Annotated in this window: 13 protein-coding genes and 3 pseudogenes; 8 read left to right on the top strand and 8 right to left on the bottom strand. The window is 69.4% G+C overall.

Annotation, left to right across the window (positions count from 1 at the left end; genetic code table 11):
• Positions 1–50 precede the first annotated feature (50 nt).
• From ACGFRF_RS28380 to ACGFRF_RS28365, 4 genes are read left to right on the top strand one after another with little or no spacing between them, the layout of a single operon-like run.
• The gene (locus ACGFRF_RS28380) at positions 51–1,010 is read left to right on the top strand and encodes an ABC transporter permease (protein ID WP_393744613.1); all 960 of its coding nucleotides are present in this window, start codon (positions 51–53) and stop codon (positions 1,008–1,010) included.
• A complete protein-coding gene (locus ACGFRF_RS28375) occupies positions 1,007–1,906 on the top strand; it encodes an ABC transporter permease (protein WP_393744611.1) in 900 nt (299 codons plus the stop codon). Before ACGFRF_RS28380 ends, ACGFRF_RS28375 begins: the two co-directional genes overlap by 4 nt.
• Entirely contained in the window at positions 1,903–3,633 is a 1,731-nt protein-coding gene (locus ACGFRF_RS28370; RefSeq protein WP_393744609.1) for a dipeptide ABC transporter ATP-binding protein, read from the top strand. The genes ACGFRF_RS28375 and ACGFRF_RS28370 overlap by 4 nt, the downstream gene beginning before the upstream one ends.
• A 17-nt stretch (positions 3,634–3,650) precedes the next feature.
• Positions 3,651–4,634, top strand: coding sequence for an ROK family protein (locus ACGFRF_RS28365; RefSeq protein WP_393744686.1), 984 nt, complete (start codon positions 3,651–3,653; stop codon positions 4,632–4,634).
• Positions 4,635–4,753: 119 nt separating this feature from the next.
• On the opposite strand, the gene ACGFRF_RS28360 is transcribed toward ACGFRF_RS28365, so the two are convergent.
• The 4 genes from ACGFRF_RS28360 to ACGFRF_RS28345 all read right to left on the bottom strand — a co-directional run bounded on the left by ACGFRF_RS28360 (position 4,754) and on the right by ACGFRF_RS28345 (position 8,790).
• Positions 4,754–5,119, bottom strand: a complete 366-nt coding sequence (locus ACGFRF_RS28360; RefSeq protein WP_393744607.1) for a trypsin-like serine peptidase — start codon at positions 5,117–5,119, stop codon at positions 4,754–4,756.
• A 612-nt stretch (positions 5,120–5,731) separates the two neighbouring features.
• Positions 5,732–7,054 (bottom strand): FAD-dependent oxidoreductase, encoded by a 1,323-nt coding sequence (locus ACGFRF_RS28355; RefSeq protein ID WP_393744605.1) that lies wholly within the window; start codon positions 7,052–7,054, stop codon positions 5,732–5,734.
• A 245-nt stretch (positions 7,055–7,299) separates the two neighbouring features.
• Positions 7,300–8,484 (bottom strand): IS701 family transposase, encoded by a 1,185-nt coding sequence (locus ACGFRF_RS28350; protein ID WP_393744603.1) that lies wholly within the window; start codon positions 8,482–8,484, stop codon positions 7,300–7,302.
• Positions 8,485–8,550: 66 nt separating this feature from the next.
• Positions 8,551–8,790, bottom strand: coding sequence for a hypothetical protein (locus ACGFRF_RS28345; protein ID WP_393744684.1), 240 nt, complete (start codon positions 8,788–8,790; stop codon positions 8,551–8,553).
• Here ACGFRF_RS28345 and ACGFRF_RS28340 point away from each other — a divergent pair.
• Positions 8,715–9,593 carry a 3-beta hydroxysteroid dehydrogenase gene (locus ACGFRF_RS28340; protein WP_393744601.1) on the top strand — a complete coding sequence of 293 codons (879 nt, stop codon included), beginning with the start codon at positions 8,715–8,717 and terminating at the stop codon, positions 9,591–9,593. The two genes, ACGFRF_RS28345 and ACGFRF_RS28340, sit on opposite strands and share 76 nt — an antisense overlap.
• 71 nt (positions 9,594–9,664) lie before the next feature.
• Here ACGFRF_RS28340 and ACGFRF_RS28335 read toward each other — a convergent pair.
• Positions 9,665–9,949, bottom strand: a pseudogene (locus ACGFRF_RS28335) (transposase); the annotation flags it as partial.
• A gap of 173 nt (positions 9,950–10,122) precedes the next feature.
• Here ACGFRF_RS28335 and ACGFRF_RS28330 point away from each other — a divergent pair.
• From ACGFRF_RS28330 to ACGFRF_RS28320, 3 genes and pseudogenes are all read left to right on the top strand, one after another.
• A pseudogene (locus ACGFRF_RS28330) lies at positions 10,123–10,299 on the top strand (hypothetical protein); the annotation flags it as partial.
• Positions 10,300–10,310: 11 nt separating this feature from the next.
• Positions 10,311–11,042: a TIGR03857 family LLM class F420-dependent oxidoreductase gene (locus ACGFRF_RS28325; protein ID WP_393744599.1), complete on the top strand. Its 732-nt coding sequence runs from the start codon at positions 10,311–10,313 to the stop codon at positions 11,040–11,042.
• A 368-nt stretch (positions 11,043–11,410) separates the two neighbouring features.
• The gene (locus tag ACGFRF_RS28320; protein ID WP_393744694.1) at positions 11,411–11,563 is read left to right on the top strand and encodes a hypothetical protein; all 153 of its coding nucleotides are present in this window, start codon (positions 11,411–11,413) and stop codon (positions 11,561–11,563) included.
• Here ACGFRF_RS28320 and ACGFRF_RS28315 read toward each other — a convergent pair.
• The 3 genes and pseudogenes from ACGFRF_RS28315 to ACGFRF_RS28305 form a co-directional block, all read right to left on the bottom strand.
• A pseudogene (locus ACGFRF_RS28315) lies at positions 11,542–11,901 on the bottom strand (transposase); the annotation flags it as partial. The gene ACGFRF_RS28320 and the pseudogene ACGFRF_RS28315 sit on opposite strands and share 22 nt — an antisense overlap.
• A gap of 82 nt (positions 11,902–11,983) precedes the next feature.
• Positions 11,984–12,400: a hypothetical protein gene (locus ACGFRF_RS28310; protein WP_393744597.1), complete on the bottom strand. Its 417-nt coding sequence runs from the start codon at positions 12,398–12,400 to the stop codon at positions 11,984–11,986.
• Positions 12,401–12,438: 38 nt separating this feature from the next.
• Positions 12,439–19,623, bottom strand: a complete 7,185-nt coding sequence (locus ACGFRF_RS28305) for a polymorphic toxin-type HINT domain-containing protein (protein WP_393744595.1) — start codon at positions 19,621–19,623, stop codon at positions 12,439–12,441.
• Positions 19,624–19,629: the final 6 nt, after the last annotated feature.

Raw genomic sequence — 19,629 nt, 5'->3', positions numbered from 1 at the left:
GCCCGGCCGGTGATCCCGCGCACCCCTGAGCCGAAGCGACCGGAAAACACATGAGCACTCCCTCGTTCCTGATCAGACGCGTCCTCCAGGCCGTCGCGGTGATCGTCATCGTGACGATCGTGGTGTTCGGTCTGCTGCACGCCCTGCCCGGAGGTCCCGCCCGCGGCATCCTCGGCCCGCAGGCCACGGCGCAGCAGATCGCCCGCTTCAACCACGAACAGGGCCTCGACAAGCCCCTGCCCGTGCAGTACCTCTACTACCTGAACCAGCTGCTGCACGGTGACCTCGGCACCTCGTACACCCTGAACGCGCCGGTCTCCCGGCTCATCGGGGAGCGGCTGCCCAAGACCCTGGTCCTGACCGTCCTGTCGGCCGTCATCGGCCTCCTCCTGGCGATCCCCCTGGGGATGTGGCAGGCGGTGCGGCACAACAGGCCGGTGGACTACGTCATCACCACGCTGAGCTTCATCGCCTACTCCACGCCCGTGTACTTCCTCGGGCTGGTCCTCGTGCTGGTGTTCAGCCAGGTGCTGCCGTGGTTCCCGTCCCAGGCGCCGCAGGGGGACTCGCTCGCCCAGGTGCTCTCCGACCCACAGGCCCTGGTGCTTCCGGTGGTCGCCGGCGCCGCTTCCATGATCGCGGTGTTCAGCCGCTACATGCGCGCCGCCACCCTGGAGAACCTCTCCGAGGACTACGTCAGGACGGCGCGGGCCGGTGGTTCCGGCTCCCGCGCCATCCTGCGGCGGCACGTCTTCCGCAACTCCCTGACCCCGGTGGTCGCCATGCTCGGCTATTACGTGCCGGTGCTCTTCGGCGGTGCGCTGGTCGTGGAGCAACTCTTCAACTACCCCGGTATGGGCCTGCTGTTCTGGTCCGCCGCGCAGGCCTCCGACTACCCCGTCCTGCTGGGCTGCGTGCTGGTCATCGCCATCGCCACCGTGGTCGGCACGCTGCTCGCCGACATCGTCCAGCGGATCATCGATCCCCGAGTGAAGGCAGGCCGGGCATGAGCGCCGTCATCCAGTCGGCCACGACGCCTGGTACGCCCGGCACCCCCCGTGAGACCTCCGGCACCCGGCTCGCCGTGCGGCGCTTCCTGCGCAACCGGCTCGCCGTCGCCGGACTCGGCGTCGTGGCCTTCTTCGTCCTGTTCTGTTTCGTGGGCCCGCTGGTCTACTCGACGGACCAGACCCACACCACGCTCCAGCAGGTCAACCTCTCCCCGAGCGGGGCGCACTGGCTCGGCACCGACGCCGTCGGCCACGACGAGCTGGGCCGGCTGATGTACGGCGGCAAGGTGTCGCTGGTCGTCGGGCTCGCCGCGGGCGTCCTGGCCACCGTCATCGGCACCCTGTGGGGAGCGGCCGCGGGTTACGCCGGCGGCTGGATCGACGCGGTGATGATGCGGATCGTGGACGCGGGCATCGCCATCCCCGCCCTCTTCATCCTGCTGGTGGTCTCCGCCATCACCACGCCCGGTCCGGCCGGCCTGATCCTCATCCTCGGCCTGGTGTCATGGCTGGTTCCGTCCCGGCTGATCCGGGCCGAGACCCTCAGCCTGAAGAACCGCGACTACGTGCTGACCCTGCGGGCCATCGGGGGCACGCACGCCCGCGCGATCCTGCGGCACATTCTGCCGAACTCGGTCTCGACGGTCATCGTCGCCACCACCTTCCAGATCGCCGACGCCATCCTCCTCGTCGCCTACGTCTCCTACCTGGGCCTGGGCGTGCAGCCGCCGGCCACCGACTGGGGCGGCATGCTCTCGGCGGGACTCACCGCCGCCTACTCCGGCTACTGGTGGCTCATCCTGTCGCCCGGCCTGGCCATCATCCTGGTGGTGTGGGCGTTCAACGCGATCGGGGACGGGCTCCGTGACGCATTCGACGTGAGGGGACGCGGATGACCGCCACCCGGACCTCCGCCGCCCCGGCGGCCGAGCCGATTCTCGAACTCGACGGCCTGGACGTCGTCTTCAGCACCGAGTCCGCGCAGGTGCCCGCTGTTCGGGGCGTGTCCCTGCGGGTCCGTCCCGGAGAGACCCTCGCCCTGGTCGGCGAGTCGGGCTCCGGGAAGTCCACCGTCGCGCTGGCCGCGATGGGGTTGCTGCCCGGCAACGCCCGTGTCACCGGCCGGGCCGTGATCGCCGGCACCGACATCGTCGGCGCCGGCGAGGACGGGCTCGCCGCGCTGCGCGGCCGGACCGTCTCCATGGTGTTCCAGGAACCGGCCACCGCACTCGACCCGCTCACCCGGATCGGCAAGCAGATCGCCGAGGTGATCCGCAACCACCGCGACGTCTCCGCCAAGGACGCCGCCGCTCAGGCGGTCGACCTGCTGCGCAGGGTCGGCATCCCCGATCCGGACAAGCGCGCGGCCGCCTACCCCTTCCAGCTCTCCGGAGGCCAGCGCCAGCGGGTGGTCATCGCCATGGCCATCGCCAACGACCCCGCCCTGCTGATCGCCGACGAGCCGACCACCGCGCTCGACGTCACCGTGCAGGCCGAGATCCTCGACCTGCTGCGCAGGCTCGCCGCCGAAACCGGCACCGGCGTGCTGCTCGTCACCCACAACATGGGCGTCGTCGCCGACTTCGCGGACCGGGTCGCCGTGATGTACCAAGGGCGGATCGTGGAGACCGGCCCGGTCGAGGACGTACTGCTGCACCCGTCCCACGACTACACGCGACGGCTGCTGGCCGCCGTGCCCCGGCTGTCAATCGCCGAGGCCGGCAGGCCCGAGCCGGCCGGCGGGGCCCGCCCGGACGACGAGCCCGACGGCGGGAGCGCCACCGCGCCGGTCGTCGAACTCCGCGACATCTCGGTGGTGTTCGGGCGCGGCAAGCGCGCGGTGCACGCCCTGGACGGGGTCTCGCTCGCCGTCCGCCCCGGCGAGACACTGGGCCTGGTGGGCGAGTCGGGCTCCGGCAAGTCCACCGCGGCACGGGTCGCACTCGGCCTGATCCCGCCGACGTCCGGCACCGTGTACCTGTTCGGTGCCGACCTGGCCCGCACCCGTTCGCGTGCCCGCCGGGCGCTGCGGTCCGGCATCGGCGTGGTCCTCCAGGACCCGGTCGCCTCGCTCGACGCCAGGATCACGGTCGGCGAGTGCGTCGCCGAGCCGCTGCGGGTGCACCGCCGTGAACTGTCCGCCCGGGACCGGCGCGGCAGGGTCGAAGCGGTGCTCGACCGGGTCCGGCTGCCCCGCGACATCGTCCGCCGTGCCCCCGGCGAACTGTCCGGCGGTCAGCGTCAGCGGGTCAGCCTGGCGCGCGCGCTGGTGCTCGAGCCCCGGCTGCTGGTCGCCGACGAGCCCACCAGCGCGCTCGACGTGAGCGTGCAGGAAACCGTACTGGAGGTCATCACCGAACTCCAGGACGAGCTGGGCTTCGCCTGCCTGTTCGTCTCCCACGACCTCGCCGTCGTCCAGCACTTCGCACGCCGGGTCGCCGTCATGCGGGCCGGGCGGATCGAGGAGCAGGGCTCCACCGGTGAGACGCTGCTGCACCCGGAGACCGACTACACCCGGCGGCTGCTGGCCGCCGTGCCGGTGCCCAACCCGGTGATCCAGCGCGGGCGCAGAGCCGAACGCCTGGCCACCCTGGCGGCCGGAGGCACGGAGGCCGAGGCGTGAGCGAGAGCGACCGCACGCTGTTCGCCGGCGTGGACATCGGCGGGACCACGACCCAGGTGGTCCTGTGCGACGACGATCTCACGGTTCTGGACCGGGGCGAAACGACCACTCCAGCGGCCTCCGGCGGGCAGGCCATGGTCAACGCCGCGCTCGGCGCCCTCGCGCCGCTGCTGCGGCGCACCCCGGGTCGGCTGGGCGGCGCCGGCGTCGGCGCGGCCGGGGTGGTGGACTCCGCCGCAGGCCGCATCCTGGTGGCCAGCGACTCCTTCCGCGGCTGGTCCGGCTTCCCGGTCACCGCCGCCGTGGAGGACGCCCTGGGCGTACCGGCGTTCCTCGACAACGACGTCAACGCGTTCCTGAGCGGCGAGGTGTCGTCGGGCGCGGTCCGGGGCGAACCCGATGTCCTCGGCATCGCGCTGGGCACGGGCGTGGGCGGCGCTCTGTGGACGGGCGGCCGGCTCTTCGCCGGACCGCACGGCGCGGCCGGCGAGATCGGGCACATCCCCGGGTTCGGCGACCTGCCCTGCACCTGCGGAGCCCGTGGTCACCTGGAGACCCTGGCCTCCGGACGTTCCATCAGTGCCCGGTACGCGGAGCGCACCGGCCGCCGGCTCACCGCGCGAGAGGTCGCCGACGCGGCCGGGTACGGTGACGAGGACGCCCTGGCGGTGTACCGGGCCGCCGGTGCCGGGGTCGCCCGGGCGGTCGTCATGACAGCGGGCCTGGTGGACATCACCACGGTGGTGATCGGTGGCGGCGTCAGCCAGGCGTGGCACCTTCTCGAGCCCGCCCTACGGGCCCAGCTTTCCGAGGAGCCCCCGGTCAGTGGTCACCCGGTCCGCCTGGTCCGTGCCCGGCTCGGCGCCGACGCGGTACCTGTGGGCGCCGCCGTCCGCGCTCGCCTGGAGACGACGCCGGGTGCGGCGGTGCCGTCGACATCCGAAGGCCGCCCGGGGCGGAGCGGCCCCGAGTCGTCCCCCCGGGTCGGCAGCCGTTCGTGATCGCCCGACGCCGAGCTCGTGAGGGCCATGGTCGCGCGGTCCTCCTCCGGGGGAACCATGGCCGCCTGCGCCGCATCGTCGCCGCGGGCCCGTCCGGGCAGCCCTGGCTGCCCGGACGGTCAGCGACCAGCGGGGAAAGGGGTTCGAGCCACTGCGAAGCGGTGGGTGATGGTGTCCGGATCGGCGTCCCAGCGGGAAGAGGTGGCCATGGTCCTGATGCTGAAGCCGCCGAGCGGTTTCGTTCCGTTGCGATAGCCGGGCACGAAGTAGAAGTTGTGGTTCCAGGTGGCGTCGGCGGAAGGCGAGCCGACGCCTCTCAGGCAGTGTGCTGCCGTGATGACAGTACTGCGGTTGGCGCTGGTGACGACCGTCGCGGTGCAACTGCCGTCGTAGCCGTCGGAGAAGGTGAAGAACAGGCGGCCGACGTTCTTCTCTACTGCCCCGCCGTGTGTCCACACCCAGGCGCGGCGGTGGCCGCGGATCACGTGAAGACGTGATGGTAGGGGACGTCCCACTCGCTGGGGAGGCGCGGGTAGAACGTGTAGATCCCCCTCCCGGTGAAGTCTCCGCCCCAGTTGTGGGTGACGCGCACCTCGCTGTCGGTCGGTCACATCAAGAGGCAGGACGGTTTCTGCCCACGCGTGCAAGCCCCGCGCTTCCAGCCCGGCTCCGGAAAGCAGGCTGAGAGAAGGTCACCTACATGAGGTGATGCCTGACTCGGAGCGTCGGCGGTGGATCCACGGCTGGCGTCGCGGGCCGTCCCGCCACGCGGAGCTGCCGCGCTCGGAGACACGTCGGCGAAGGCCGAGGCGAACGTCCCGCAGTGCTCCGTCGGTCGTGTCGGTCGTTGTGCGAGCGGGGAGCCTGGGGACGCGTGCGGGAGGCAGACCAACCCACCCGCCGTCCGGTGCGGGCGCCCGCTCTCGCGCGGTGCCGTCCGCGTCGGCTGACCGTACTGGCCGACCACGCGCCCGATCGGTCCACCACACTGGAGCGGGCGGCAGCAGCCGCGTACGCCCGTCTGAACCTGGTGGCGTCGGGGCCGGTCGTTGGTGGTACCGGTCAGAGACCGGACGCTGCGGTCGGGTTCCAGGTCGCTATTGTGCGCGGGGCCGCTGTGTACGTTCCATCAGTTCCGGGCTGAGCAGGGAAGTGACGGGTGCCATCATGTTGGCCACCTTCAGGAAGGCCGTGCCCAGGACCGGGTCGATCGCCGCGGAAGCGCGGAACTGGTCGAGGTAACTGTTGACCTCCTCGTCCTGGGGCCCGCGCTCGCCCTCGACCTCGGGAAACCGCAGGTCGCCGCCGGTGGCGAGGGACCACGGTTCGGCGAGCAGCGTGGCCGCCGCCGCGAAGAACCGCGGTGCCAGGTCTTGCCGACCGTGTTCCGCAAGCAGGGACTGGAGCAGCTCGGCCTCCATGACCGCCACCGTCACACCCTGACCGTAGATCGGATTGAAGCTGCACAACGCGTCACCGACGACGAGAAATCCGCCGAGGTGACGGTCGAGCTTGTCGAAATGGTTGAGGGTGCTCTCCGGGTAGCGCATCTTGACGGGTTCGTCCACGGGCGTAGCCGAACGGAGCACCTCGGCGGCGTCCTGTCCCGCCAGGGCCGAGGCGAATTCGATCATCCCGGCGTCGTCTGTGGGAGGTTCCTCGCCGAGCAGTCCGGCCAGCAGCACCGCGAAACGGTCGGCCTCCTGCCGGACCACCACTGCGGCGCGGGGCTGCCCGGGAAAGGGAACGACCGTCGCCCCGAGCCGTCCGTCCAGCAGACCGGGCTCCTGCTTGTAGTGCCGCGTCACATAGACGACGTTCGTCCTGACAGCCGTCTGCTCCGGGACCGGGTAGCCGAACTCGCGGAGCCAGGGCAGGGCGCGGGAGCCGCGTCCGGCCGCGTCCACCACCAGTTCCGCCGGCACGGTCTCCTCGGCTCCCGAACGCCCCCGCACCCGTACGCCGGCCACTCGGTCGCCGACACGGACCAGGCCGTCGACCTGGGTTCCGTCGACGAGGGAGACGTTCGGCAGGGCTCGGACGCGATCCCGGATCATCTCCTCTATCCGCGGCCTGCTCACACCGAAGCCGCGCAGGCCGGACGCTGCTTCGGCCATCCTGTGGCCGTCGAGGAACCAGGTGAAGTCCGCCTGCGCGTCACCGCTGGGGACGCCGGCTGCGGTCATGGCGTCGATGAAGCCGGGGAAGAGACCGTCCAGTCCGACGGCGCCGCGGGTGAGCAGCGCGTGTACCTGACGGCCCTGCGGTACGCCGCGGCGGGAGACGGTCTGTGCCGGGAACGTGTCCCGTTCGAGCACGGTCACATGTGTGTACGACGAGCTCAGTGCGCGCGCCACCAGGATACCGGCGACGCTGCCACCGATGACGACCGCGTGACCGACGGAAGAATCCGATTGCATTGCCATGCTAATGGGACGACTTGCAATGGATCTTTGTTCACTGTTCGCCAGTGTTGTCCCTCAATTCGGCGCGCGAGTCCTAGTACTGCAACGGTGCTTGTTCTGATTGCTGGGCAGTTTTCAGGGGCTGTGTCCGCGTCGTTTGTAGTGGCTGATGCGGGCTTGGTGCTGGCGTCGTCGGCGCCAGATTGACCAGTGCAGGATGTGGTCGACCGGGGTGGGGCGGCGGTCGGTGAGGCGGGTGATCAGGCGTCGGATTTCGGCGATGCTGAGGTGGATGAGCTGGGAGGATCCGTTTCTGCTTTGTCCATGTCCAGCTCTCGGGCCCGCAGGACGGTCAGGCAGGCGTGGGCGGCCATGGCCAGGGTCATGTGGCGGTGCCAGCCGGGGTAGCGGCGGACTTGGTAGTCGTCCAGGCCGCACTCCTGCTTCGCGGTCTGGAAGCATTCCTCGACTGCCCAGCGGCTGCCCGCGATGCGGATCAGCTCGTCCAGCGTCGTGTCGGCGGGACAGTAGGCGATGTAGTAGGAGATCTCCTCGGGCCTGCTCACACTGCGGCGGGCAAGGACCCAGTGCCGGCGGTCCTCGCGGCGCCAGGGCCGCACCTCGACACGTGCCCAGTCGAAGATCCGCCGGCCATGGGCTCCTTCACCGCAGGAACGGCGCTTCCATTTCTGCCGCGGCAGGCCGGGAAACAGGTCGTGGACGGGGTGGTCGACGGACCAGCGGGTGACAACGGTGTCGTGCCGGGTGGTGGCCATGACGTGGAAGACGTCCGCTTGCTCCAGCTCGAACCGCCAGCCCTTGCTGTAGCCGTAGGCGGCGTCCGCCGTGACCCAGCTGAAGGGGATCTCGTCGGCGATGGCCCGGCGGACCATCGCCTTGGCCATGGCCACCTTCGTGGCGAAGGCGACACTGTCGTCGATGCCGGCCCGGCGGCAGCGGTCCCGGTCGTCCGTCCAGGAGGTGGGCAGATACAGCCGCCGGTCGATCAGCGTGCGTCCGCGGCCGGTGGCGTAGGCGAGGAACACACCGATCTGGCAGTTCTCGCTGCGGCCGGCGGTTCCGGAGTACTGCCTTTGCACGCCGGCCGAACGGATGCCCTTCTTCAGGAACCCGGTGTCGTCGACGATCAGGACGGCCTCGCGGTCTCCGAGGTGTTCCACGACGTAGTCGCGTACGTCGTCCAGGACCTCATCGGCGTCCCACTCGATCCGGTTCAGCAGCCTGTGGATACGATCGGGACCCGTGTGCCCGGCCTCCTCCGCCAGCGTCCAGCCGTTCTTCCGCTCCAGCGGCGCAACCAGCCCACGCATATAAGCCAGCGCCGACTGACGCGGCTCCTCCCGGTTGAACCGGTGCACGAACCGCTCATGCAGAGCACCCAGTTCCCCCGCCCACAACCTGACATCAGCAAGGTCCCCACCCATAACCACACCAACGACCGAGCTGGCCAGCAGTCACCGCAAAGACCGTTGCAGTACTAGGGCCCGTCTTCAAACGGATCTTGCCCAGAGTAGGAATGACGCGAGCGTGACCGCCGCTTCGTAGGAGGTGGCGGTCTCTTCGTATCGGGTTGCGATACCGCGGAATTCCTTGAGCCGGTTGAAGCAGCACTCAACGATGTTGCGCTGGCGGTAGATCTGCCGGTCGAACACCGGTGGTCGCCCGCCGCGGCGGCCGCGGTTGTGCCTGTGTCGCTGCTGGTCGGTCTTCTCCGGGATCGTTTGCGCGATGCCGCGTCGGCGCAGGTAGGCGCGGAAACCTCGGGAGCTGTAGGCCTTGTCCGGCGGAGCCCCTCCGGGGAGCCCTCGCCGACCTGGACACCCTTCGTGCCGGCGCCGCCCGGGCCGACGGGGTGATCCACCTCGCGTTCGACCACGACTTCAGCAGCCCCGACACCCTCGCGAAGTCGGTCGCGGAGGAGGGTGCCGCCCTCGCGGCCCCCGGCGAGGAACTCGTCGGCAACGACCGCCCCCTCGTCACCTGCTCGGGTACGCCCTACGTACCCGGCCGCGCCTCCACCGAGGCCGACCCGCTCATGACCGAGGGGCCGGTCGGCGGTCGCGGTCGTGCGGTCACGTCGGTCCTGGGCCTGTCCTCGCGCGGGGTCCGCAGCAGCGCCGTGCGCCTGCCGCGCACGGTTCACAAGCAGGGCTCCGGCGGCTTCGCCGGCATGTTGACCGACATCGCACGGCGCACCGGAGTGTCCGGTTACCCGGGTGACGACGCACAGTGTTGGCCAGCCGTGCACGCGCTCGACGCGGCAGTCCTCTTCCGGCTCGCCCTGGAACAGGCGGAAGCGGGTACCTCCTGGCATGCCGTGGCCGACGAGGGGGACAAGGTTCGCGATATCGCCACGGTCATCGGCCGACGGCTGGGCCTGCCGGCCGAGTCGGTATCGGCGGAGACCTTCGGCCCCCTCGGCCAGATCTTCGCGAGCGACCAGCCTTCGTCCAGCGCGTACACCCGGCAGGCGCTCGGCTGGGAGCCCAAGCACCCCAGCCTTCTGGAGGACCTGGAGAACATCCAGCCCTGACCGGCGACCGGGACGTTCGGGCAGGCCCCCTGCCGAAGCGATCCCCCGTTCGCGCCCCTGATCCGTGAATCTCATGGCTGGGTGAGGATGCGGGCCCACAGGAGTTCGAACGGAGCTCGGCCGTACATCGCCCTCTTCAGAGCTTTCACCCGGTTCATGTGACCTTCAACGACGCCGGAACTCCTCGGGAGGGTGAGGCCGGCGGTGACAGCGTCGAGGTCTTGACGGAGGAAGCCGGCGAAGCCCTTCATGGGCTTCGGCGCGTCCTGCTCGGCCTGCCGGATCCACTCCAGCAGCAGGTATCCGCGCTGGTGGCGAACCAGGTCGGCGAACGCCCGAGCGAGGTCGCAGGCCCGGGTAAGGTCCGGGCAGGCAGGGCCGGCCCGACGGCTCCTTCCGGCCCGAGTGGAGTCTCAGTGCGAGCTATCCGATCAGGCACGTGTTGCGGGCGACCGACGTGATGGAGGGCCGCTCCGAGGCTCTGACCGCGCGACGGATATGAGCCGCCCAGCGGGTTCGGGAACGCTGCGTCTCCTACCTGCAGCGCACGGCCCTGCCGGTGGGCGGCTTGGCCCTGCGGCCGAACGACCCCCTTCCCGACCTATCGAGCACCGCCTACGCCATCAGCGCACTGGCCACCGTGAACGTCCCCCGAACAATCCGGGAGCCGTCCCTCGAGGCCCTCCTCCACGACCACGGCGCCTGAACGGACTCGGTGTGCCTGCCTACCTCGGGGAGCAGGCAACCGTGGACTACATCACCCTGCTCAGACGCCTGTGGTCCGGGGAGACGGTGTCCTACCACGGGCCGGCCGGCGACTACCCGAGCATGCGACTGCACTTCCAGCACGGGACGCCCCCGCCTCGGCTGGTCCTGGGAGTTCTGGGACGGCGATCCTGTGCCCTCGCAGGCGAGCACTGCGACGGCGTCCTCCTGCCCCCATTCCTCCCACGGCAAGGAGTGGCCACGGCGTCCAGGATCATCCGGGACGCTGCAGAACGGACCGGACGTCCCCCGTCCGCGGTACGGATCTACGCGACCGTCATCGTCGCTCCTGGACAGCCTGAGAACGAGACCGCAGTATCGGGCGGCAAAGCGGTGATCTATGTGCAGACCTCACCGTTCGGGGACCGCCTGGCAGAACTCAACCGCTGGGACACCGCACCGCTCCTGCGCATGCGCGCCCACCCCACGATCACGTCATTGCGCGGCGGCACGGCGGACCATCAGTACCATCCCAAGGACCACGTGGAGGTCAGTGCCCTGCTTCCGTCGTCCTGGATCCGGGAGTCGACACTCACCGGCAGGCACGCGGACTGCGTCCGGGACCTTCACGACTACCTGGATGCCGGGGCCGATGAACTGGTACTGCACGGCACCGACATCGAAGAGATCGACCGACCGATCGGCCTGTTCGAGGAGCCGCAGCAACAGCCGCCCACCATGTGAGGCACTCCCGGAACTCCCGCGCAGAGAGCGTGCACCGCGGCGGACGCGAGCATTGTCCGCTGCCGGTACCAGGCCAGGGTGGACAGCCGGTTCACCGGCACCCTGGAGAGGTTCACCCACCCCAGCGCGAACGTGGAGAGGTCCTCCACGCGCTCCATGGCCAGCACCATCGCGGTATCCGTCGTCCTGGCAGCGTCGTCAGCCAAGCGGCGACACGCTGAAACCGTCCGCAGAACCCATGCGGGCCTGGGTGGCGGTCCCTCGTCATTCTCGCCGTCATCGGTAAAGAGAGCCGATCACATTCGGTGACCACGGCTTGCCAACAACGCTGCGTGGTCACACCCGGTGTCCGTCCGTACGGTGGGGGCATGACGACGTCCTCCGCCCCTGAGCCGGTGCCGGTGCCGACCCGGATGCTGCTGCCCGGGGACCAGGAGTGGTCCCGGCACCGGACACCCGACGGCTGGACGTACGAGGTTGGCCTACCGGCGTACCGTAACGGCCCTGGGATGCGGGCGTAACGCTTGACGGTGTTCAGGGCCAGGTCCAGGCGGCGGGAGCGGTCCAGCAGGCCGACGCCCTGGCCCAGGAGCGCGTGGACTTTGTGCCAGCGCTCGCGAGTGGTCTGCTCTCGGATGCCGCCGGGGCGGGATGGATTGATGGCGGCCCAGCACGGGGCATGGGTGCGGACCTCGGCTTGGACCTTGTCGCACAGGTTGCGCCATACATGCCGGCGATCACTGACCTGTACCGCGTCCGGCAGGGCCTGGCGGATGGCGTCGGCGTAGGTGGCCGAGCCGTCCCGGCACACGACCTCGAGGCTGGGACGAAAGCGCAACCAGGCGGTCAACGCCGGCTCCAGTACCGACATGACGTCCTCGACGGCTGCCTCACCTGGCACCGGCCTGCCCAAACCATCATGACGACATCACGCTTCAAGGTCAGTAGTCGACGACCTCGATCGTGACGCCGAAATGACGCCGCACGTCTTCGGCGAACTCCTGGCTTCCCCGTGGGGGAATCACGTGATGCCACCAGGCGAGCGCCTCTGGGTCGGCAAGCTGGATCCCCACGGTCGCGATCTCGCGGAACCGTTCGTCCACGGCCCGCACCGCGCGCGAGAAGTCGTCAAAGCCCGGCAAGCTCCGCAGCGACTCGTCCGCGAGTCCTTGCTCGATGGCGTCGCGTACCCAGAGGTCGTTGATGTACTCGGGAAGCACATCGTCGTAGCCCGCCGCGCACCCGTTCACGAACCCCCGCCACGACGCCAGGTCCCGAAGGGCGGAAGCGCCCTCACGGCGCCCTGCCGCGAGCTGGACGCGCTCGTACGCCTGGAGGAATTCAGTTCCGATGACCAACCCTCAACACCTTCCAAAGGTACTGCCTCGGCGAACTGTCACTCGATGAACACCCCGCCGAACTGCGCCTGCTGCGCTTGCATGTAGGCGTCCAGATCCGTGTCGGGGCGGAAGAAGGTCATGATGTTCCCCCGGTTGTCCAGAATTCCGAAGTAGCCGGTTTCGCGGTCCATCCGGAACAGCGTCCCTTCCTCCGAGACCAGGTCACCGCTGCGCGGGCCTCCCGACATGAACCGGCCGGCCGCTTCCTTGTACGCCTTGAATCCCCCAGGACCGTTGAACTCGGACATGTCCGGCGTGTGGTGGCCCTTCGTCCCTGTCCATCTGCCCTTCCCGTTCAGTTGCACACCGAAGGTGTGCTTCATGTAGTGCGTGAAGGCCGCCATGGAGTTCCTGAAGGTCGGTACGGGTCCACAGGTCGAGTTGTGGACGAGCACCGGAGTGTCCCCGGCCAGCACATAGTACGTGTGCAGGTCGTCGACGGTGAGGTTGTACGTCCGCGCCCGCTGGGTAAAGGCACGGTTGCCCGTGACGACGGCCGTGTCGCCCTTCTCGGTGCGCAGGGTCATGCCCGGGGAGAGTTCGCCGGCCGGGACCCAGTCGTGCCGGGACGGTGACCAGAAGGGGTGTTCGTGGGTGGCGGTGAGCTTCTCGACGCCGTCCTTGGTGGCGATGGACAGTTCGTTGAAGTATTTGTCCCCATCGGTCCGAATGAGCCGCGTGACCTTCTTCGGTGCCGTCCTACCGGTCTCGGGGTCGGTCGCCAGGACCTTGTCGCCGAGCTTGACGTCCTCGATGTTCTTGTTGGAGCCGTCGGCCATGAGGACATGCGTGCCGGCCAGGAAGCACTTGCAGTCGACAGCCTTCCCGAGCTCTGCGACGTCGTCCGCGTACTTGCCGTACTTGCCGAGCTTCAGAAGCTTGAAGGCCTTGCCCCACGGCAGGTCCAGTGCCAGCGGGCCGCAGTTGCCCCAGCTGACGTCGTCCTTGCATTCGGCCGCTTGGTCGGTGTCGAAGACGAAGAAGTTGAACAGGTCCTTCGCCTGCTGCTTACGGCGGTTCTCGCCCAGCGGGGCGATGCCGTTGTAGATGCCGTACTTGCCGACCGTGACATAGGTCTTGGCCCTGAAGCGCCCTGCGGTGTGCGTGTAGGTGAACAGCGTCGAGCCGTCGGAACGGGAGGTCGTCTTCTGCTGGACCATGTGCTGGGTCCAGTGGCCCTTGTCGTCCTGGGTGAACCACTCCTTGGTGCCCGGCGGGCAGCCGCCCATCTCGCAGACGCCCACCGGGCGCAGACCGTCGGGGTCGGAGGTGGAGACGGGGCTGTTGCGGGCGTAGGTGTAACCGTTGATCTGGAGTGGGTCGGTGATGTCGATGACCGGGTCGGCGGACAGGAAGCGGCCGGCGTTCTGGTCGTACTCGCGGGCCCCGATGTGGGTCAGGCCGGTGGTCGTGTCGTCGATGCCGGTGCCGAGGTAGCCGCGCTTGTTGGGCCAGGCGGCCGGCTTGGTGCCGCGGACCTCGCCGTACGGCTTGAAGGCCCGGCGGGTGACGGTCTGGCCGGAGGCCACGTCGACGGAGGTGTTGGCCGTGCCGAGGTGGTCGGCGAGCAGGACACTGAGCTTGTGGCCGGTGGTCGCGCCGTTGGTCGTGGTGCGCACGACGGTGGGCGCGCCGGTCTGGGTGTAGGAGCGCGAGGCGCGGGTGATGGTGCCCGTCGCGTTCGTCGTCAGTTCCGTCTCGCCCAGGTACAGGGTTGTTCCGGAAGCCGAGTTCTCCAGGATGCGGTTGCCGTCGGCGTCGTAGACGTATGTCGTCTTCTTGCCGTCGTCGGTGATCGAGTCCAGCTTGTTCTCGGGCGACCAGACCAGGTTCTGGGTGGTGGCGGCCAGGTCCCGCACCTCGGTGTTGCCGGTCGCGTCGTAGGTGTAGACGCTTCCCTTGCCGGTGGGGTTGGAGGTGATCGAGGTGGCCGTGTGCGGCTGTGTCCTGGCACCGCCGGTGCCCGTCTTGCCGTAGCCGTAGGTGAACGTGACGTTCTTCGTCGCGTCGGCCGTGTCGTGCTCGGTCATGGTGGCGCGGTTGGCGAGCCAGTCGAAGGTGAAGGACTGGCGGTAGGCCGTGCCGCCGGTGGAGACGGTGGCGGCGTCGGGTGCTGCGGCGGCGAGCGTGGAGGTCAGCGTTGCGTCGGGGCTGGTGGCGTCCGTGGCCTCGTCGGGGGCGTCGGCGACGGGGCCTGAGGAGGGCGCGTAGTCGGTGCGGTAACCCCAGGTCGTGCCGTTGGCCGCCTTGCAGCCGGTGCCGTTGCCGGTCGGCGTGACCTTGGACGTCCAGGCGTGCACCAGTTCGCCGAGGACGTCGTAGGTGAAGCACTGGGTGTCCCAGGTCTCCCCTGCCGCGTCTGCCAGCTTGCGGGCGTTGGAGGTGATGGTGCCGGAGGCGTCGTAAGAGTAGTAGCCGTCGGTGATCCGGTGCGGCCCGGCTGTCTCCCGGTCGGTGACCGTGCGCTGGAGCCGGCCGGTGTGCGGGTCGACGAAGTTGGTCGTCCACACGCGGTAGGGCTGGGTGGCGGAGACCGTGCGTAGTGCCTCGCCGTAGGGCGAGTAGGTCGCGTCGGACGTGTACCAGGCCAGGCCGGAGGTCGACTCGGGAAGTCCATCGGCGTCGTATCGGGTGACGACCTTCTCGCTCGCCAGTCCGCCCTTGGCCGGCAGTGTGGCCGACAGCGGCTTGCCCGTCGGCGTGTACGTGTAGGAGTACGCGTATGTGCCGGAGAGGCCTGTCGTCATCGAGTTCGCCGGGATGACGGTCTCGGTGCCGGTGACGTGGTACTCGGAGTCGTAGCCGGTGACCCGGTTGACGTAGTCGCCGTCGGCCGTGTGGCGGATGGAGGAGCTGGGCTTGCCGATCCCGCCGGGCGCGTCGTCGTAGGTGTATTCGCGGACCGGGCTGGCGGTCGCGGAGCCCTGCCGCACGTAGCGTGGCCGGCCGAGCGGGTCGTACTCGGTGAAGATCTCCTGTTTGCGGGCGTTGAGCACATGGTTGGGACGGTCGGCGTCGTCGTACCAGGTGCCGGTCGTGCCGGTGTCGGGGTCGGTGGTGGAGGTGATCCGGCCGCGGGCGTCGAAGACGTAGGACCAGACGTTGCCCGCGGGGTCGGTGACCTTGTTGCGGTTGCCGCGGTCGTCGTACTCGTAGGTGGTGGTGCGGCCGGCAGCCGAGTCGGGGTCCTGCTTGCTGTAGTGCTTGACGGAGGTCACGCGCCCGAGGGCGTCGTAGTAGGTCCGGGTCCTCGGGAGGGTGGAGCCCGCCGGGTCCACGTACGTGCTGGTGTCGCTGTAGCTGGTGTACGTCGCGTACTTGTAGTCACCGCCGTGGTAGGTGGAGGCGCGGACCTCGCGCTCCAAGCCGTCGTAACGGTGCTTGACCCAGTTGTGTATCAGTGACTTGGACTTGGGGGCGAACAGCTCGGTGGCGGGCTCTCCCTTCGCCAGGTAGCCGCCGGTCTTCTCGTCGACGAGGCCGTGGTCGTCGTAGGAGGTGTCGCTGATGATCCGGCCGGGGCCGTGGGCCTCGCTCTGCTTCTGCACCTCGCGCTGGAGACCGTCGTAGAGGGTCACCTCGCGGGCGTAGGTGCCGTCGTCCTTGAGTGTCTGGACGGTGACGGCGGCCGGGCGGTTCTCGTCGGGGGTGGCGACCGCCATCTGGTAGGAGATCTGCACGGAAGGTGACCGTCCGACGACGGACGAGCGGGACGGGGACCAGCCCTTGACCAGGCGGCCCAGCGCGTCGTACTCGTCGCGGGTGACCCGGCCGTTGGGGTCCGTGACTGTCAGGGCGAGGCCGCGTCCGGGGTCGTAGGTCGTGGTGGTGGTGTGCCCCTTGGCGTTGATGGATTCGACTTCGGTGACCGGGCCGCCCTCGTCGCCGGGTGTGTACCGGGTCTCGGTCGTGCCGCTGCCGGGAGCGGTGACGGTGCGCACCCGGCCGAGGGGGTCGTACGTCGTCTTGACGACGAAGGAGTACGCGGTGCCGGCGCCGTCGGTCTCGGCCTTGGACGTGACCAGGCCCTTGGTCGGTGTGGCTCCGTAGGTCAGGTCGTCATAGGTGTTGCGGACCGCCGACTTCAGCTTGGTGGTGGGGTCGGCCGTGGCCTGGGCGGCGCAGCTGGTTCCGGTGACGCGTTGTTCCTTGGGCAGGCCGATGAGCCAGGCTGAGGTGTTGTGGACGTATGTCGTGGTGGTGCACGTCTGGTCGGAGAGGGTTTCGCCGGTCCCGCCGGGCTTGACGACGGAGGTCTCCTCCTGAAGCGGCAGACCGTAGGTGTCGTCGTACGTGGTCAGCGTGCGCACCGCGCGCCAGCTGTCGTCGACGGTCTGTATCGCGTCCGTGCGCTTGACGCCGACCCGGTGCGCGAGCAGCGGCTCGCCGGCCGTGCCGTCCTCGTTCTCGCGTGGGCGGGAAGCGGTCTGCTGGGACTCGGGGAAGTTGAGGATCCGCTCCTTGGGGTCCTTGTCGTCGGAGTCGGCATAGGTGAGCGTCTCGGCCGTCATGCCTGCGAACTGCGGTTCGTCGTCGGCGAGGAGGGTGTGGGCGCCGGTGGAGTCCTTCACCGTGCCGCCGGTGCCCTGGAAGTAGCGGGTGACTGTGTACGACTGGGGGTTGACGTCGCCCACCTCGGACGTGGTCTTGCTGCCCTTTCGGACGGAGACCTGCTGGTAGCCCTTCCAATCGCTGTAGGTGCGCAGCGCCGGGCGGGTGAACTCGTCGTCGCTCCTTGCCCAGGCGGGACCGGAGTAGGCGTAGGTGGTGACGACGGGCTTTCCGTGGGAGGTGACCTTGTCGGTCTCGGTGACGGAGGCGACGACGTACTTGTTGAACCAGGACTTCCTCGGTGTGCGTTCGTCGCCGTCCGGCGACCAGCGGACCGGGTAACAGGTCCCGTTGGCCTCGCCCCTGTCCTCGGCGGGCACGCTTGCACAGCCGCCGGTGTACTCCACCTCGATGTCACCGCCGTACTCGGTGGAGACGGTGCCGATGCGGGGCCGGGTGAAGCCGGGGCGCTGGTCGTTCTTGCCGGTCAGGACCAGGTTGGGCAGCTGGCGGTCCTTGAGGCGGGTACGCAGCGGGGAAGTCGCGCCGACGGTGTACTTGGAGAAGCTGACGCCGTCCTCGGACTGGGGCGTGCCGGTGGTGTCACCTGGGGCGTACCCGGTGCGGGTCAGGGAGTTCAGCCACAGTCCGGGGGAGGTGTCGTACCAGTCGTCCGGAAACGACTGGTGCAGCGTGTACTTGTCGACCGGGCCGAGGCCGGTCTGCCCGGCGCGCGCCGCCTTGGTGGTGACGGTGTCCAGGCGCAGCTGGGTCCAGAAGGAGGGGAAGGCCGGGCAGAGTTTGGAGGTGGACTTGCAGTTGAGGTTGCCGGGGGTGTCCCACCAGGGGCGGTAGGCGCCGGGATCGTCGGTCTTGGCGAAGTTGGCGGGGTCGCAGGCTGTGGCGGACTTCAGGCAGCGCTGCTCGACACCGAACTCGACCTTTGCGGACGGCTTGGTCAGGTCACTGCGCATGCCGTACTCGATGACCGTCGGATAGGCGTAGCGGTCGTACTGCTCGGGCGACTTGAACTTCTTGCGGACAGCGTAGTAATTGGTCTCCTGCTTCCAGGAGACGACCATCGTGTTGCCGTGCACGTCGACGACCTTGTCGAGGCCCCAGCGCCAGGCCTGCTGCTTGCCGGCTCCGCAGCGGGAGTCGGCGAAGGCGGCGGCGTGGCAGGGTTCGCCCGGGTGGTTGCCGAAGACGGGCACTGTGGAGACGGAGTGGGAGTCGGCGTGGCCGCCGCCGACCTGGTTGAGGCCGTAGTAGTACTTCGTGCCGTCCCGGGTCGTGACGACCCAGTACTCGCCGTTGTCGTCGTCGTTGCCGGCGCCGACCTTGTGCTCGACGCGCGTGCCGTCGTCCTGCTGGAGGCGGTAGGTCTCAGTGTCGGTGTCCGGGTTGCTTCCGGAGGCGGCGGCGCGGACCAGCTCGGTGGTCCGGCCGTTGAGGGACATCACCGCGTTGTAGGACACCCAGCACAGGTCGGACGTCTTGTCCTTCTTGGCTGTGTTGTTGGGGGTACCGACGTCGAGGGTCTTGCGGTCGTCCTTGCAGCTGCGGTACCGGCGCTCGACGTAACCCGGGTCGTAGCCCCAGCCCTCGCCGATCCAGGAGGCCTGGGGTGAGGAGACCGCGGTGCGGCCGTCCACGGTCTGGGAGTTGTACTCGAAGGACACCTTGGGTGCGGGTCCGGCGGGCGGTGCCGGCACGGTCAGGGGGTAGGACCAGGTGAAGGCGCCTGAGGATCCGGCCACTTCCCACTTGCCGTCGGAGGCGAGCGGGGTCGCCGCGAAGGAACCGCCGTCACCGGATCCGGAGTCGACGGCGCCGACGACCGCGGTGTCGCCGGCGGCGGTGGGCGTCACGGACGTGGAGGTGCGGTAGGCGGCCTGGAACACTCCACCGCCCTGCGCCGGCCGGGCCTCGGCGGACGCGGGGGTCACGGTGCCGTCGGCGGCCGGGTCGACGGTGGCGGTGAGGGACTTCGTAGCCGTGTCGTTGTTGGTTTCCAGCTCCTCGTACGTCTGGCAGGCCTCGTCGTCCGGCGTGGTCAGGTAGCACTCGGGGAACTGCACGAAGCGCAGCCGAGACGCCCAGTCGGCGCCGTACAGGTTCTCGAACCTGGTGTAGTCGAGCTTGACGGAGACGGGCACGGCGCCGCCGACCGGGGCCTGCACCGTCAGAAGGGCGCCGTCCACGCCCTGGCCGACGGCGGAGGCACGGTCCGGAATGGTCACCTGCCACGTCCCGGTGGGCGCCGGTTGGTCGGGGGCCTGACCGAGGCTGACGGGCAGCGTACCGACCGGGGTCAGGGCGGCCGGCGCGGCCGATGCGGTGGAGCCCAGTGAGGTCGGCGTGGTCGTGGCGGCGCCGAAGGTCACCGACCCCGTTACGTTGGATGGGGGCGTCACGGTGCCGGCTGGAGCCTGGGACAGATCGTCCGGAATTTTGCCCTTGAGGGTCTCCAGATGCGGTGAGAACACCTTGCCCGGGACGGGCACCTCGCTCTCCAGGTGCTCCAGCTCGACCGTTTCCCGCCCTGTGACGTCCTGGGCCGAGTTGGGGTCGGGCGGCAGCGCGGACGACTGCGCGGGCAGGAGTCCCACCAGCAAGACGGCTGCCACGGTCGG

The organism is Streptomyces sp. NPDC048521, assembly GCF_043199855.1.
Lineage (GTDB): Bacteria > Actinomycetota > Actinomycetes > Streptomycetales > Streptomycetaceae > Streptomyces.
Note: the sequence above shows the minus strand (reverse complement) of the source record. Positions and strands in the feature narration are given on the sequence as shown.

Excerpts from the sequence above, each read along its gene's own strand:
- ACGFRF_RS28380 (WP_393744613.1), top strand. The coding sequence starts at position 51 with ATGAGCACTCCCTCGTTCCTGATCAGACGCGTCCTCCAGGCCGTCGCG.
- ACGFRF_RS28375 (WP_393744611.1), top strand. The coding sequence starts at position 1,007 with ATGAGCGCCGTCATCCAGTCGGCCACGACGCCTGGTACGCCCGGCACC.
- ACGFRF_RS28370 (WP_393744609.1), top strand. The coding sequence starts at position 1,903 with ATGACCGCCACCCGGACCTCCGCCGCCCCGGCGGCCGAGCCGATTCTC.
- ACGFRF_RS28355 (WP_393744605.1), bottom strand. The coding sequence starts at position 7,054 with ATGCAATCGGATTCTTCCGTCGGTCACGCGGTCGTCATCGGTGGCAGC.
- ACGFRF_RS28350 (WP_393744603.1), bottom strand. The coding sequence starts at position 8,484 with ATGGGTGGGGACCTTGCTGATGTCAGGTTGTGGGCGGGGGAACTGGGT.
- ACGFRF_RS28320 (WP_393744694.1), top strand. The coding sequence starts at position 11,411 with ATGACGACGTCCTCCGCCCCTGAGCCGGTGCCGGTGCCGACCCGGATG.